Origin of the sequence: Bacillus sp. FDAARGOS_1420, from assembly GCF_019344915.1 — a bacterium.
GTDB classification, from domain to species: Bacteria; Bacillota; Bacilli; order Bacillales; family Bacillaceae_G; genus Bacillus_A; species Bacillus_A mycoides.
Window position 1 is genome coordinate 245,599 of the sequence record NZ_JAHWJB010000005.1, and the last position, 15,598, is coordinate 261,196.

At 32.7% G+C, this 15,598-nt stretch carries 16 protein-coding genes and 7 pseudogenes; 11 read left to right on the forward strand and 12 right to left on the reverse strand.

Translation table 11 applies throughout. The features are described from left to right. Positions 1-17 precede the first annotated feature (17 nt). The 9 genes and pseudogenes from I6L50_RS33640 (at position 18) to I6L50_RS33675 (ending at position 5,022) form a co-directional block, all read left to right on the forward strand. Positions 18-920, forward strand: coding sequence for an NAD-dependent epimerase/dehydratase family protein (locus I6L50_RS33640; RefSeq protein ID WP_219304319.1), 903 nt, complete (start codon positions 18-20; stop codon positions 918-920). Positions 921-1,153: 233 nt separating this feature from the next. Then, positions 1,154-1,357 carry a hypothetical protein gene (locus I6L50_RS33645; protein WP_257475532.1) on the forward strand — a complete coding sequence of 68 codons (204 nt, stop codon included), beginning with the start codon at positions 1,154-1,156 and terminating at the stop codon, positions 1,355-1,357. 160 nt (positions 1,358-1,517) lie between these two features. Beyond that, positions 1,518-1,929 (forward strand): annotated as a pseudogene (locus tag I6L50_RS33650) (transposase); the annotation flags it as partial. 374 nt (positions 1,930-2,303) lie between these two features. Further along, positions 2,304-2,735 (forward strand): annotated as a pseudogene (locus I6L50_RS33655) (BRO-N domain-containing protein); the annotation flags it as partial. Between the two features lie 383 nt (positions 2,736-3,118). Further along, entirely contained in the window at positions 3,119-3,424 is a 306-nt protein-coding gene (locus I6L50_RS33660) for a hypothetical protein (protein WP_219304321.1), read from the forward strand. A gap of 149 nt (positions 3,425-3,573) precedes the next feature. Beyond that, positions 3,574-3,675, forward strand: coding sequence for a hypothetical protein (locus tag I6L50_RS35475; protein WP_257475492.1), 102 nt, complete (start codon positions 3,574-3,576; stop codon positions 3,673-3,675). A 229-nt stretch (positions 3,676-3,904) separates the two neighbouring features. Next, positions 3,905-4,061, forward strand: a pseudogene (locus tag I6L50_RS36080) (YknW family membrane protein); the annotation flags it as partial. A gap of 199 nt (positions 4,062-4,260) precedes the next feature. Next, positions 4,261-4,443, forward strand: a pseudogene (locus I6L50_RS33670) (IS4 family transposase); the annotation flags it as partial. A 375-nt stretch (positions 4,444-4,818) separates the two neighbouring features. Then, positions 4,819-5,022, forward strand: coding sequence for a hypothetical protein (locus I6L50_RS33675; protein WP_219304323.1), 204 nt, complete (start codon positions 4,819-4,821; stop codon positions 5,020-5,022). Between the two features lie 405 nt (positions 5,023-5,427). Here the strand turns inward: I6L50_RS33675 and tnpB are convergent, their stop codons facing one another. Continuing rightward, entirely contained in the window at positions 5,428-6,549 is a 1,122-nt protein-coding gene (gene tnpB / locus I6L50_RS33680) for an IS200/IS605 family element RNA-guided endonuclease TnpB (RefSeq protein ID WP_219304325.1), read from the reverse strand. 674 nt (positions 6,550-7,223) lie between these two features. Between tnpB and I6L50_RS33685 the strand changes: the two genes are divergently transcribed. Next, complete coding sequence (locus I6L50_RS33685) at positions 7,224-7,442, forward strand: helix-turn-helix domain-containing protein (RefSeq protein WP_219304327.1); 219 nt, start codon at positions 7,224-7,226, stop codon at positions 7,440-7,442. A 751-nt stretch (positions 7,443-8,193) separates the two neighbouring features. Here the strand turns inward: I6L50_RS33685 and I6L50_RS33690 are convergent. The 4 genes from I6L50_RS33690 to I6L50_RS35480 form a co-directional block, all read right to left on the reverse strand. Then, complete coding sequence (locus I6L50_RS33690) at positions 8,194-8,442, reverse strand: hypothetical protein (RefSeq protein WP_219304329.1); 249 nt, start codon at positions 8,440-8,442, stop codon at positions 8,194-8,196. 46 nt (positions 8,443-8,488) lie between these two features. Next, the gene (gene fliB / locus I6L50_RS35935; RefSeq protein WP_219304724.1) at positions 8,489-8,746 is read right to left on the reverse strand and encodes a flagellin lysine-N-methylase; all 258 of its coding nucleotides are present in this window, start codon (positions 8,744-8,746) and stop codon (positions 8,489-8,491) included. Beyond that, complete coding sequence (locus I6L50_RS33700; protein ID WP_219304331.1) at positions 8,746-8,970, reverse strand: hypothetical protein; 225 nt, start codon at positions 8,968-8,970, stop codon at positions 8,746-8,748. Before I6L50_RS33700 ends, fliB begins: the two co-directional genes overlap by 1 nt. A gap of 537 nt (positions 8,971-9,507) precedes the next feature. Then, positions 9,508-9,672: a hypothetical protein gene (locus I6L50_RS35480; protein ID WP_374108464.1), complete on the reverse strand. Its 165-nt coding sequence runs from the start codon at positions 9,670-9,672 to the stop codon at positions 9,508-9,510. A 338-nt stretch (positions 9,673-10,010) separates the two neighbouring features. Here I6L50_RS35480 and I6L50_RS33710 point away from each other — a divergent pair. Further along, positions 10,011-11,426, forward strand: a pseudogene (locus tag I6L50_RS33710) (IS4 family transposase). Positions 11,427-11,726: 300 nt separating this feature from the next. On the opposite strand, the gene I6L50_RS33715 reads toward I6L50_RS33710, so the two are convergent. The 7 genes and pseudogenes from I6L50_RS33715 to I6L50_RS33745 all read right to left on the reverse strand — a co-directional run bounded on the left by I6L50_RS33715 (position 11,727) and on the right by I6L50_RS33745 (position 15,380). Then, the gene (locus I6L50_RS33715) at positions 11,727-11,954 is read right to left on the reverse strand and encodes a hypothetical protein (protein WP_219304333.1); all 228 of its coding nucleotides are present in this window, start codon (positions 11,952-11,954) and stop codon (positions 11,727-11,729) included. Positions 11,955-12,019: 65 nt separating this feature from the next. Next, positions 12,020-12,502: an ETX/MTX2 family pore-forming toxin gene (locus tag I6L50_RS33720; protein WP_219304335.1), complete on the reverse strand. Its 483-nt coding sequence runs from the start codon at positions 12,500-12,502 to the stop codon at positions 12,020-12,022. A 107-nt stretch (positions 12,503-12,609) separates the two neighbouring features. Next, complete coding sequence (locus tag I6L50_RS33725; protein WP_219304337.1) at positions 12,610-13,386, reverse strand: ETX/MTX2 family pore-forming toxin; 777 nt, start codon at positions 13,384-13,386, stop codon at positions 12,610-12,612. A gap of 706 nt (positions 13,387-14,092) precedes the next feature. Continuing rightward, positions 14,093-14,212 (reverse strand): annotated as a pseudogene (locus I6L50_RS35485) (glycosyltransferase); the annotation flags it as partial. Positions 14,213-14,391: 179 nt separating this feature from the next. After that, positions 14,392-14,985, reverse strand: coding sequence for a YncE family protein (locus tag I6L50_RS33735; RefSeq protein ID WP_219304339.1), 594 nt, complete (start codon positions 14,983-14,985; stop codon positions 14,392-14,394). A gap of 75 nt (positions 14,986-15,060) precedes the next feature. Next, positions 15,061-15,216: pseudogene (locus I6L50_RS35940) on the reverse strand (hypothetical protein); the annotation flags it as partial. Next, entirely contained in the window at positions 15,195-15,380 is a 186-nt protein-coding gene (locus I6L50_RS33745; RefSeq protein ID WP_219304341.1) for a hypothetical protein, read from the reverse strand. The pseudogene I6L50_RS35940 and the gene I6L50_RS33745, both read right to left, overlap by 22 nt. Positions 15,381-15,598: the final 218 nt, after the last annotated feature.

The window sequence follows — 15,598 nt, forward strand, 5'->3', positions numbered from 1 at the left end:
ATTTGGGGGGTAAAATGATGAATCAGCGGTCAAAGTTGCTAATTACTGGCGCCAGTGGTTTCACCGGGGAACATGCATGTAAACATTTTTCAGAAGGTGGATATTCCGTTATTGCTGTAACAAGAAATCGTTCATTAATTAGATGCAAAGATGTGCAAACATATTATTGTGAATTAACAAATAAAAATGAAGTTAATCAATTAATAGAAAAGGTTAAGCCTGATTTCTTTTTACATTTGGCAGGAGTTAATCATGTAGGTGATTCCTGGAAAGATCCAATTACAACTTTAGAAGCTAATGTATTGTCAACAATTTATTTAATTGACGCTACACGACAACTAAATCCGGCCTGCAGAATTGTAATTGTAGGTTCTTCTCTCCAAACTGACTTCAGCGATATATCCAATCTTTCTCATCCGTATAGTCTTAGTAAAACACTTCAATTATTAGTTTCACAAGCATGGGTAAAATTGTATAATATGAACATTGTCATTGTAAACCCATCAAATATAATTGGACCTGGTTGTTCTAATGGTATAAATTCTATACTTGCAAGTAAAATTTCTCAAATGGAAAAGAATACAAAAGAGCATATTATGGTTGTAAATAACTTAAATTCTACTCTTGATTTTATAGATGTCAGAGATGTTGTTAGTGGGTACGAGGTCCTCCTGAAAAAAGGAGTAGCAGGGAAAGTCTATGGAATTTCTTCAGGAAAAAGTCATTCTCTTAGGGAATTGATTCAAATTTATAAATCATTAACTACAATAGACTTTAAGGTTGAGTCCCTATCCGATGAAGCTGTTGATCAAGTAATTGTCGAAAAACCTTTAAATATACTTAAGTTAGGATGGCGTCCAACATTTTCAATTCAACTATCCTTAATGGATACACTTAATTATTTTCGAAACAAAAAGTAAGAACGCAAGGAAAAAATTTTAATAAAAGAAATCCTAGGAAATCCATTAGCATCACCCTATAAGTTGCAATAATCAGCAATCGAAATTAAGAAAAAGAACACTGTACTACAAATTGTCCTCTTTTTGAAAATTGAGAAAAAACTACGACACACTCGCATGCTTTAATTGGTATATCAATTACTTTGATTCTTCACGGAATATCCATTGGTATCCTCACCCCCCTATTCACTACCATGACTGCAAATGAATTTGAACATAATAGAGAAAACGCAATGGGAATGTTTAAATTTATTAGGTACATGGGGATGGCTGTGGGACCAATTGTTTCTGGGTTATTATTAACATATTTCCAACCTACAGTTGTATTTGGTATATTACTCCTCCTTAATTTTGGCATGCTCCTTCAACTTAAGAAGGAGCATATTAAAATTGTGTAAAAGAGGAAACTTTAAAATAACAGATATATTCAATGGTCCTGACACATAGATTTAATAAATCGGTAAAAAAAGTATATCATTCTCAAAAAATAGCGCACAAGATATTTTTTAAGAAATCGCTAGTTAATGTAAAAAGAATAAAACAAATAGTTTACTATAAATAAATTTATGTTGTCGGTTAGAAGTTAACACAGGAATTTCTATGAGGCCAGAAGGACTCATTAAGCACTTTGATAAAAAAGCTATTGAATTTTCCAAAAATTTTTTTCTGCATTATGGAAAAGTTCGATTTTCGAAAAATTCGCCATTTCATGTGAAGCGCTTACTCACTTTCAACGTATTCGTATTTTAAATGCAACGATTTTTCAAATACCAAAGCACTTAGCAAGTACCTATCCTGGATCAGGTGGCTGCGCACAAACAGCGGGTATAAAAATCCAATTAGAATATGACTTACATAGCGGTCAGTTTTTAAATTTTCAAGTAGGACCCGAAAAAATAATGATAAAACATTTGGAACAGAATGTTTAGCTACCTTACGACCAGGTGATTTATGTATTCGAGAAGTAGGAGTATGAAATGTACCAAAGGTACTAGATTTTATAGCCATAATTGCTGAAGAGATATGTAAAAAATAATAGAGCGCCTGTGCCAGGACGCTCTATTACCAAGACTTATAACAAACAAGATGACTACAATAATATATGTATGTTTTTAGTGTATGTGCAAATGTAAAACAAACTTTTTATTTGATTATTAATTTTATAAATAAATAGAGCACATTCATGGATGTGCTCTAAGTAAACGCCTTACGAAGGAAATCTTAAGAAATTCCAATTGTTATTATACCAGATGCTTGCATTTAAAAAGGGTACTGAAATAAAAATTCATTTTATAAAAAGAAAGGAAATAAGAAATGACGTAAATACAAACATTTTCACATAACATGCTCGATAATTTAGAGATTTTAATTTCGAATGGAAAAGAATATTTTCCATCGGCAGATGTTGCGAAATTACAAAGATATATGAATCCACACAAAGCCTTTAAAGATCATTGTAAACAGGAAGGCGGGAACGAAACTTTAGTCCCTACTAATAGCGGCAAACAAAAAATCATCAATGAACCAAATATTTACCGTCTCACTATGAAATGCAAACTTCCTCAAGCAAAACAATTTGAAAACATGGCACCGTACACGATTACCGTCTTACTACAAGCCCCAACCCTACTCATTGGTCTTGCATCCCAACTCAAACACGAACAACAAGCGAGATAAGCGGCCGAACAAAAGAAGCTCATGTTAACATAACAAGTCGCAGAGCATGCATCCAAGGTTACATACCTCGATCAAATTCTTCAATCAAAAGATACCGTACAAAATAAATCTATAAAGATTAACATACAATTTATACAATATATTCACCCCGTATAAGCATCAACTAGAACTGTACATTATATTATTATCAAACGATCAGAACAAAAATTGTATTATGCAAAAGGCAAGCTGTTGTATATAAAGAAGAGAATCGTCTTTTTTACAAAGAGACTATTGCAGGAGGAGCACCTAACAACCAACTAGGAGCAAGGGGGTTGGAGTTAAACATATATGAAGTAGAAGGCAAAACGTATGGGATACATGGAACAAATCCAGTCAATGGAAAATAATATCTAAGCCTATAGCTAAACAAACGACAAATTCGATTACACAATATATTAATAGTGATACATCCAACATTATAAAGAGGGAGGGAAGATGTTGTGGATATCCGCATCCGCGGTATGGTGTATACATCCATTAATATACGGCCAACAGTGCATAAAATGTTAAAAGAAGAGGAAATCGATGAGAAAGGAGAAGCGACGATGATTGCAGTTGTGTTTATTATAATCTGTGTGTTTACTCCCTTAGGACCTGTGCTCCTGGCGTTCAGAGTTATAAAGTTATGTAGTAAGTGGGTAGTCTCAGCTTCACCGATGTATGTGGCATTAACGAGGAACAAGTACTGTGAAAAACATCAAGGCAAGGGACAGGATTGCGCCAGACACTATGACAAATACATATGAAACAAACACACTCACTTCATTCTATAACTCCAAACGATGGAGAGTTATGCCTGAGTTTAGAGTAGAAATCACGGGCTATGTGTTCAATGCATAGGCAAGGACATCATTAAAACAGGTGATGTAGTGGAGATTATATCATTCCGATTCGTGTGGATTGGTCGAAACGATTAGAACTGACTAATGTACAAACACTTTATCATAATTGCCACAATACGAAAACAAAAGAAGGTAAAAAGAAAAACAGAAAATAATGAGACAGAGAAGGACATAACAGTATAGATGTAATGTAGGAAATATACAAATACATTTGCCTCGCTAAATGAGACTAATCCCCGGTGTAAGACCAGGGATTAGGGGAAACGATACAGCTTTTGAAGAAACAAGTAGGGACTTTCAAGGAATACTATAACATGGAATACCCATAAAAATATAAATGAATTTGTCTTGAGAATGGACAAGAAATATACCACCACCTAGCTTTCTAGTTTAGGGCTGGTATTTAAGGAAGGTCCATTTACATGCGGAATTAATAATATAGAATTTAGTTTTAATTTGGCTCGGATTACACCTTACAGCTGGATTAAGTAAGGTGAAAGCATCAATTCTAATTATTGTTCTGTTCATTATAAATAGATTTAGTAAAAAATTTGCGACATTAATAACCGGTTCCTTAACATACAAGGTACCGATTATTTTGCATCTAAAATGTGTCTACACGTACATTTTTCATTTTGATATGATAACCCCTTGCCCATCAACTTAAAAATTTACACTACCCCTAAGTACAAACAATCGTTATTCTTCCATATAATACAAATGAGAAAGGAGGCTTTTTTATGAACCTCTCGATTCAAAAGGAGCTACAACCATTTGCAGAAGAATTAAAGCGTTATATCACACCTGAGTTTTTGGGAGAACTGGCAAAAGAGATGAAATTTATAAAGTGAAATCGCAAGTTTTCAGGATTAGATTTAGCTACTATTTGTATTTGGATGAGTCAAAGAGCGACCAGTGATCCTTGATGCATATATTTCTCCCTATGAAGTATTCCAGTTTTTCTTGACCAAATCGCTAAAGCTAAAAAAGGTCTATCCTCAAGGGGAAATTCTCTACAGGAATAGTGCCAATCAATGCATTTCGCGCCATTAAAAACATTTAAATTTGTAGTCACATCAGGATTGCAAATATAAATCAAATTATTGGTCTCATCAATTGTAATTGAATCGGGGGTAGTTCAAGCTTTTTGTATAAAGTTTGAACGAAAATAAACAGGTTTATAAAGTGATAAATATTCCAATGACTTTTCACTTGTATATTAAAATTTATTATGAATCCCGCGATGTTCCGTTTCCGTACGAAAATGTATATATTATTATAGAGAGGATGTGAGCAAGATGCATATTTTACAAAAATTGAAGTTTGAGGATTGTATTTACAAATTAAAAATTAAAACTGAATCATTTAATCGCTACAATTTATTTTTTTTAGAATTAAATGAAAAAGAGAAAATCGCTACATTTCTTGACGATAATCATTTTCTTTTCATTAATATTAATGAAATAGAAGAATTAACATTCCTCCCTAAAGAGGAACAGTGACTAATGTTAAGAGTTTTTAAGGAAGACCGCTAAGTAATCTGCATATTGCGCAATCAAAGATTATCTGTTCTCCTCATAACAAAAAGCTTTCTATGGAGACTAGAAATCATCTGAGGAACTATATTTCAAACCCAAAATCACATTACTTATAAAGAGAACTACTTGTCACTCTGATGTAGCAGCTAACAACTACCAGAGTGATACCTGGTATCAAAAGTAATAAGAACAAGCATCATTTACACAACAACCTATTCTCCTCCCACACCTGGCAGTAGTATGATTTGCAAAATAAAGTATATCATAAATTGTCCGTTTATCATAGGCAGCATCTTGAACTACCCCCACTCTCACTTGGTTTAGCAGTGGGGGATTCCTAAGTAAAGAGTTCTATCGAACTCTAATTTATTAGGCTATCTCCGCAGTCCCTGCGGTTAGAAGCCTTATCGCTTCATTTTTCAAATTGAGACTTGCGTTACTATCCCTATCATGATGCGTACCACAAGAAGGGCACTCCCATTTACGTAAGTTTAGATTTTTAACGTCTTTATTTTGATAGCCGCAACAAGAACATAATTGGCTGGAAGCAAATGTTTTTGATACAACAATAACTTGTTTGCCGTACCATTTTGCTTTATATTCCAACATTGTTCGAAACTGAGACCATGATACATCACTAATCGCCTTTGCTAGCTTATGATTCTGTAGCATATTCGATACTTGTAAATCCTCTATACCAATCACATCGTGGTTTTTGATGATTTCAGTTGAGATTTTGTCTAAGTAATCTTTTCTAGCATTAGTGATGTATTCATGAATTCTAGCTACCTTAATTCGTTGTTTATTCCAGCGAGAAGATCCTTTCGTTCTTCTAGAAAGAACTCGCTGCGCCTTTGCTAACTTCTCTTCTAATGATCGGAAAAACTTAGGATTTTTATAGGATGTTCCATCTGACAAAATGGCGAAATCTTTTAGTCCTACATCAACTCCGATGGAAGAATGTATTTTCGGAAGTTTTTGCACTTCTGTTTCAACTAACAATGAGACAAAGTATCTGCCAGAAGGATTCCGTCTGACCGTAGCATGTATAATACGTCCATTCACTTCACGACTTTTGGCAAATCGAACAAGACCTAGTTTTGGCAATTTCATTTTGTTTCCTACAACAGCAATGTTTTCATTCGTTTGTTTTGTGGTGTAAGATTGCACAGGATTCTTTTTAAATTTGAAACGTGGGGCACTGTTTTGTTTCTTGAAAAAGCGTGTATACGCATCCGCAAGGTTGCGAACAGACGATTGGATCGCAATACTATCCACTTCTTTGAGCCAAACAAACTCTTTCTTCATGGCAGGAAGTTTGGCAGAGCATGTACCATATGTCAAACCTTTTCCTGTTTCTTTGTATGTATTATCCCATAGGGATAGGAAATGATTGAATACAAAACGAGAACAACCAATGGTTTTATTGATTAAAATTGCTTGTGCTGTATTTGGATAGATACGAAATTTATATGCTCGATTGATCATCATTTCTTTCACCCCCATTTCGATATATCTCCATTATACAACAAACGTACATTCGGTATGTAGTGAAATGATGATGACAAATTATTCAATAATAAGATATATATGTCGAACAATTGAGCTCCCACCTACTCACTGGGCCGTGGCCCTTCATGTTCCTTGAGGAAGGAGTCTTCTTGGCTAAAAATGATAAATATAAAATATAGTGTTTTTATTTTATATATTTTTTTAACATTATAGTTGTAGTCAATTGATATTGTATTTTAACTCTAAGAAAAGGCTAAACATTTTTTGTATTGTGAATCACTTAATTGATGAATACATTTTGTTGACACTTCACAAGAAGGGAATCTGGTAAGAATGCTGAATGATTATTAATATATGATTTCGTAGATAGTTTAACTTTTATTTTAAAAGATTGACTATATTTTAAAATGAAAGTTAAACTATCTACGTGTTTATTGTTTGAAAGTTATCTTTGGCATAATTGAGGATTATAATTTTTGAGGGAGGTGTGATTAAATATACAATCTATAAAAAATGAATATTTGAAAGTCTATCTAAAAAAGAAGTTATCTAGATGTATAAAAGTCCCCTTCAGAAATACAATTCAAGCTAAATACATTTTTGCGAAGGAAGTTATTCAATTACAATACTATTTATTAAAAGAAGGGATATATATGAAACAACAGAAAAAGACAAGAATAGGTCAATGGTTAGCCTATAAGGGCATTAATCAAACTGCTTTACAAAAGGCATCTGGAATAAGTCGCACTACATGTTATCGCTTGTGTAATGATCCAGAACATACTCCATCATTACCTGTTATTCGAGCGGTAATAAAAGCTATACAAACTGTAGATCCCAAGGTTAAAAGCTCTGATTTTTTTGGAATATAACACTGGAATTTATAACCTATTCTATGTAAATTAGAATTAGACTGAAAATCAACTTATTTAATAGATGTAATTCTATTAAATTATAAATCTTTAATATATAAAAACAAATGACTGATTTGTCTGGATATTGGACAAATCAGTCATTTGTTTTTATATTCTAACACTATAAATCAATAATTTTTTTGACTATATATACTACAATATATTTGGTGTATATCTTGATAGACAAATGATAATACATTTTATATCTGTAGAAGTACAAGTTACCGACCGATTCAAAGAGATTTTTCAATAGGTAATATGCTAAAAAATAGAAAGTGAGTGTTTTAGTTACAGAAATAGAGAATTTAGGTTTGTTGATAAGTTAATCGATTGTTAAGTTAGGAGAGACAAGTAGATACCTAAACTTTGAAATAGACTTAATTTAAGTTTTAAAGAAACTTCGCACGAAAACGGTATTTCGTGCGGATTTATTTTTTGTTTGTTTTCCTTCTTTCAAATTTTCAGGGCACTATATATACTGATTTATTTTTCGAAATTTAATAAATCAAATTCCATATTCATAAACACAATGCATGATGGTTGTAGGATGAATCTATATGCCATGTTCTCTCAAAATCCCCCAATATATATTCATGTCGTACAATAAATTGCTTATAATATTTTTTATGAATACATTCATATTTATTCATTAAATCTTGATCAAAAAAATTTCGACTTATTTTTAATGCTATACCTTTTTGAAAAAGATTCAAACATTCTTGAATTTTTTATGAGAAGTAGAATTTGTATTAAATTGAGTAATCATAGCAAATACGCTTTTTACAAACAAAGGGATTTTTATTTCTAAGAAACATTTTGGATTATAATACTCCATTGTTTTTACCACTTTTTTTGCATTTTTAATATCTATAGAACTTTCTTGTTTCAAATGTAAGCCAACTTCTTCTATGAATACAGCAATTAATTGTAATCTTTTGGACAAAGAAAATTCTTTCATTTTTATAATTTTTGTTAATGTTTTGTGTACTTCTTTTATATATTTATCATTTTTTTATATGTTGTTGAGTAAAAAATAATTTATTTTCTTTCTCATTTATCCATTTGGGTATTATTGGGGATAATAATATTAATCGTGTTAATTCAGGGCAAGATAATTGTCCTGTTTGATAATACTTTTGATTAATTTGTTTTCCCATACGAGGATAAGTTTGACAAGTAGAACATAGTCGTTCTGGTCCATAATGATTATGAATTTTACAAAGATAATCTTTTGTTAAAAAAGGACATTGTTCTTCTTTAATTAATTGAAGAGTTCCATATGTATTAACGCTTTTATTTCATTTTCATAAAAATTATATCTATTTTGATCTACATTAATTGTCCAACCTTTACAACATGTATCTTCACATGTAGAACCAATACAAGAAAAATACTTCATATAACTGGCTTTCAGTAAATGAATACTCAATATATGTTCCCCCTCACGTAGTAAGTGCTCATTTCCGTTTTGGTTATCCTTTCTCATAAGCTTTTAACCTTAACGCATTCAAAGTGCGTTACTTAAAAATGTGGGGCATTAAAACATTACAAATCGTTCGGCACTTCATAATTTGTTTTATTACTGTGGCTTCCACTGACTGTACTACTGTACCACCACAATATCTTTTTAGAGGTAAACATTCTTTCCTCTTTTACCCGCCTAATTTAACTCTTGACTTGTTAGGGGGCCTCATTTCTTTATAGGGTCTTTCATACCCAAATTTCTGTTCACCGTTCCATGAGTTTCTTCTTTACTTCCTCCGGCCCCATCGCATCAAGCTATGAAATGCAAATACCCCCAAACGAGAAAATGAGTATTTTGTTACAAGTTAGTACAAAAATCAACGCTCGTAGCACATTTCCGATCAAACTTTATTCCCAAATAGTAAATTTGTGTATTTGAAATAAAGTCTAATCGTTTATAACTTAAACATACTACAATGATTAGTGGATACTATGTTCAAAATAGTTCAGAGTATCCACCTTTTCTTTACAAAGTAACCATTATATCCACATAGGTTAATCAGGAGAAACGCCAGTTTGCAAATTTATCTATAAATCGAAAATTCTCATATCCTTGTGACAAAATCTCCTGTTGTATATTTGGAAAATCCTTTATATTTTTCACGAAAATTGCTATCTCATAACAGTCAATAATTACTACCATTAAACTGCATTTACTATTAATATGCTTTCTATATCTAAATTGTAATTATTCTCTGGTACTTCAAGGTAAATCCCGATTTTCTTCATTTGTACTACTCCCTCTTTTTATTTCATTCATTTTTTAGTACAAAAAACTACTCATTAGGTTAATAATAGTAGCTTAAATTCAAATATTAAATATTATATTCTTTTTAATAGATATAGAAAAAACTAATTTATTGTAAAGTGTAAATTTGAAATGAAGATTAACTGTTTATAGAGGGCCGCCCCACCTCTATCAGGCTATGGTTTTACACTACCCATACAGCAAAAATGGAGTTATCCTTTCTGTAGAATTATCAGAAAGGTTGGCGTTTCTTTATGAATCTTTCGATTCTTGATGAACTTCAACCGATTGCCGAAGAATTACAACGACATATGTCTTCTCATGTTCTAGAACACTTAGCCAAAGAAAAAGGATTCGTTCAGCGAAAGAGTAAATATCAAGCACAGGAGTTAGTTGCTTTATGTGTATGGTTTAGTCAACAGGTTGCAAGTACATCTCTCACGCAATTATGTAGCTGTCTTGAAGTATCTACAGATGTTCTTATAGGTCCTGAAGGACTTAACCAACGATTTAATGCTTCCGCAGTAAAGTTTCTTGAACAAGTTCTATCTAACCTTCTAACCCAAAGAATCCATTCAACACAAAAAATAATTCATCAATATGCCACAATCTTTAAGCATATTCGGATTCTAGATTCTACAACATTTCAGCTTCCAAATCAGTTTTCTTCACATTATCAAGGTCCAGGTGGAAGTAGCCATACGGCAGGAGTCAAAATTCAATTGGAGTATAACTTATTGAGTGGGAAGTTCTTGTACGTTTATGTAGGAAAAGGAAGAGAAAATGATAAAACCTTTGGTTCAACAAGCCTAAAAACCATTCAACCAAAAGACTTGTATATAAGAGAATTAGGCTATTTTGACTTACATGAGATTCATGATAAAGGCGCTTACTATGTCTCACGTTTGAAATTAAATTCTCGAATCTATCGTAAGAATGATGAGCCAGGGTATTTTCAAAACGGGACCGTGAAGAAAGGAACACTCTATATTCAATTAGATATGGAAGAACCCATGAATCAATTGTCCCCTGGTCAAACATTGGAAATTTTAGAAGCGTACATTGGACAGTATCAAAAGTTACCAGCTCGTGTTATTATTCATCGATTAACAAAGGAACAAACAGAGAAAAGGTTGAAGGAACAAGCCAAAAAAGAAAGGTATTACCTACAAAGAACGAAGTAAACGATTGAGTTGAATCAACGTGTATATTACAAATCTTTCTGCAGAAAATGTTCCAATGGAACATTTCCATGACTTGTATTCATTACGCTGGCAAATTGAAATTTTGTTCAAAATATGGAAATCTTTCTTTCAAATTCACAAGTGCAAAGAAATCAAGAAAGAACGCTTAGAATGTCATTTATATGGTCAACTTATTAGCATTTTACTCTGTTCATCGACGATATTTAAAATGCTTCAATTACTCTAAGATAAGAAAAAGAAAGAGTTAAGTGAGTACAAATCCATTTATATGATAAAGAATTATTATCTACTGGTTTACCATGGATTAAAAAGGACATCCAAGAATTATTAAAAGTTTTTCTGCGTTTATTTTATCTTTTAGAGAAAAACGGACGGGAATCTCACCGTTACGAAAAGAAAACAGCCTTTGATATCCTAGGCGTTATGTATGATCGTACGTTGTCACAGAGTTTCAAAGTTGCATAATATTTTTCAAAACATCTTTTTGATAGGTTTATTTGTTATGCACATTTTTAATGTAGCCGTAGAAATCCCCAAAAAATACACTCACATATACCCTCTGGATACCCTTAGCTTGATGGATATGTCCTCCATCACAAAAAATCTCTTGTGCTTCCTTAGTTGCTGGTTAATGGATACCCCATAGCGGACTTGACTTTCACCGCATAGATAGTTACCATAACTGGCACACAAACAAAAAGAGCCCTTGAAGGCTCTTAATTAATCATTAAATAAGAAATAATAGTAATTTTTTATTTATACATTTTATGACCTATATGGCTCAAAATGTTCATGTGGGGTGAATTCATGTCCTGTAACAGATGAAAAAGGAGATTCTTCACCAAGTACATATACTTTTTGATTCTCATCATCAATTCTTAATGCCTTTAATATTTCTTCTGCATCCAATAAAACAAATCCGTCATGTTGAAATTGTGTTTCTATAGTTTGTTCTCCCAAGAACAAACCTGGAATATGTCTACCAATTCCCAAATAAACTCCTAATCTTCTATAAGTTAAACTATTTTGAATTAATGGGAAATTTTTAATTCACTTTACTAAATTTCTTCAGTTGACAATGGTGTATTACTTTGTATTTCCCAAGCAGCAAACTTACCAGTTGCATGATACTGAGTTAACAGATATTCAAAAGTCCATCGAGTATGTGGAGGTATTTTTATATCCTGAGATGGAATTGTAAGACTATACGACTCTTCTTTTGCACGTGTATTCACATTTTCCCAATTCCAACCACCTTTTATACTGGCCGTAACCTTTACAGCTGCCTCTGCAATAAGTGGTAGGTTTGCTTTTCCTGTTACTTCCGTACTCCCTCCTATTTCCAAAAATCTTTTAGTTGTAGCTGTAGTAGTAATTGTTTCTTTTGCGCTAATTGTTTCACTACGTGTTTTTCTAACAATCTCAAAATCTGCTGGATTTGAAAGACTATTAATTGCAGATGTTTTCGGCTCTGAAACTCTTTCAATATTATCCAAAGATTTTAACGTAGTAACTTTTTCTCCATATTCAAATTTCCCCACTCCAAATAAGGTATCATCTTGTTGACCAGAACCTGAATAATGTTTTGGGATTTTCCCATTAAATAAGATATCCTGTGTATAGTTAATTATACTCTGTTCTTCGCTTGTTAATATAGGATTTGATTTAAAATCAATGCAATATTCCCCCCAACAGGAGAAATACTAATTTCAACATCTTCTGATAAAATTTTTGTATATTGATGATGAATATCCGGATCATTTAATGATATATTTTTAACATTCATATTTAAGCTTAACCCTATAATTCCTTGGTACCGCGATACGCCTTCATATACAACCGTACTATTTTCATCTGAGATTGAGAACTGATTTAAATTTAAGTTTTCTACAAGTTCACGAATAGAAATACTAGAATATCCTTCATAATCATTGTCTAAAACGTGATAAGTAAAGCCAATCACTCCATCTAATGTAATATAAGAATGAATTTTAGTATCAAACTGAACTTCTTTAATAAAACATGTAACTTCTGTTTTTGAATGCGGAGGTACTGATATTGGAATTTCGTTTTCATAATATTGATTATTATAAGTTGTTTCTACATTGGAAGTTTTATAATTTTGTTTTAAAACTGCATTAAAAGTTTCATTTATACTAGGGAGAGATGTAATACCTTCTTTGCTATATGTTGAGCCATTTTCAAAAATCAATGTCTTGATAGGTATAACCTTGAATTCTTTTTTTCTAACAGCTTTAATTGGAAGTTTTATAATTTTTGTTGTATCTGTTGTATTTTGTAAAGTATCAAAACCAACTTGATTGTTAGAAGAAGAAACTTCTCCTTTTAGTACAGACGGAAGTTTTAAATCATATATAACATTTAATCCGCCCCATTCATATTTCTTAATTTCTGTATATAACATACATATACATTGCAACACTTGTTGTTAAAATCATGTATAGTGACAAGTGTTGCATACCCACTTTCCTAAATAAAAAATCGAATTATCACTATAATAAGTATTTTTTCGGTTTTTTTGTCGATTATCATTTTAAATGCTAACCCTTTGAGACTTGTTCGGTCCTTGATCATTCATTGATACATATCAAAATAAAACATAATAAATAAATTCCAGTTAAGAACAGACTGCAACTAATAACGACCTATTTTAATATCTCTTTATAAAGTCCGCAATCTTCAGATAATTAATGTCTTTAATTATCTGATTTTATAACATCAAAGAACTAAATGAAATTCTTTTTCAAAGCATCTATACAATAAAACAAGGCTTCTTGCCTAGAATTTTCTTATACTAATAGGTGTAATAAGTATTGCTTGAAATACTATTTTCAGCCCTTTTCTTCATTTAGACTATATAAAATGGAATTTTAACAAATCAAAAAGAGCACCCACGCTAGTAGGTGCTCTCAATATGATAAGGAATGAATATGAAACAACGGAGGGATAGTTCCATGCTCTAATATATGCTTGCCTTTTTCAAAAGGTGACATATTGACACTATCACGGCTAAAGTCGCAAGTCACGCATCTTGCGGTGTAGCGGATAGGATGCTTGAATGACTAACCGTTCGCAGTTCATTTCTGTTTTGAACAGCCTTTATTTTCGGGATTATCTGCATCTAGCCAAAAAATATATTCCTTTGTTGCCTGTTGAAAAACAAAATTACGTGCTGCTGAAAAATCATCCTTCCACTCAAAATCTAGAACATATGGGGTCCACTTTAATGCACGCTCTTCCCTTTCAAAAAACACTCTGATTAAACAGTTTAGTTTATTACTCTTGAATTTAATAAATCTACCGATTCATTAAACATTCAAATTATATGCATTCATTATTAATATGAAAAGAACTTATATAAGCAAAGAAATCTAGATCATACGTCTAAACTTCTTTGCTTTATTTAATATCAAAAAGTTGCATTTAAAACAGCAGTTTGATATGGAGTATTACCAGGTATAGAATTGACAAGATTATTAGCACTTGGGTCAATTGTAACTACATTATTTCCAGTTGATACGGACACATAAACAATGTCGGTTGCAGGATCAATGTTAATTCCTCTTGGATTCTCACCTACTGCTACAGTTGCTATTGGAGCTAGCGTGCTTGAATCAAAGATGCTCACAGTTCCTGACCCAAAATTAGATACATACACTTTACCGTTGGCACCCACTCTGAGATCCGTAGGGAAGGTCCCAACAGTGACAGTAGCCGTTACCGAGTTAGAAGCTGTACTAACCACAGAAACAGTACGATTATTTACATTAGTCACAAATGCTCTCTGTATACTCGGAACTACAGCAATATTTAATTGAGCTTCTGGTGAGGCCATATTCCCAACCGGTATCATAGCAGTAATGGTATTAGAAGCTAAATTGACAACGGCTACATTACCAAGATTTTGAGTTTCCGCAACATACAATAAGTTAGCGGTAGGGTCTAGCGCTATAGCTTCTATTCTGGGTCCAATCGTAATAGTACTCACAATCGCGTTAATCAATGTGTTGACTACTGAAACATTACCCAGACTCCAGTTTGTCACATAGAGCGTATTTGTAGCATCGTTTACCAATAGCTCAAGCGGACCAGCTCGTCCAACAGTAATAGTCGTTAAAATTGTATTAGTTTGTGCATCAACAACACTAACACTCGCTCCCGTTGAATTCCCTACATATAGCCTTTTTAGCGCGGTACTAGTAACAACATCTCTTATGCTAGGCGCCCCCTTAATGTAATTGTACCAATTACATTAAGGGATGCTTTATCAAATACAGATACCATATTACCGCCCAATCCTGGTATATTAGATACATATAATCGCGGACCGGTTGGACCAAGAGGAATGCCTGGCGCTCCTGTTGCTCCGGTGGACCCCGTCGGACCGGTTGCACGCAATCCTAAATATATGGCTACCTGGTCCTGTTCTAAGAATAGCCTCCACGGTTTCTAATAGCATTAATGATTTTATTTTTCTTTTGAGTGCTTGATCTGTTTTGTCATATACTTTTGTGCATCTGTATTGTAGGCAGTAAGTTATTTAGTAACCACTCGTATCCTCCAGACATAAAAAACAACAGAATGCTAATATAAACAAACTGTTGCGGAGAAATCAT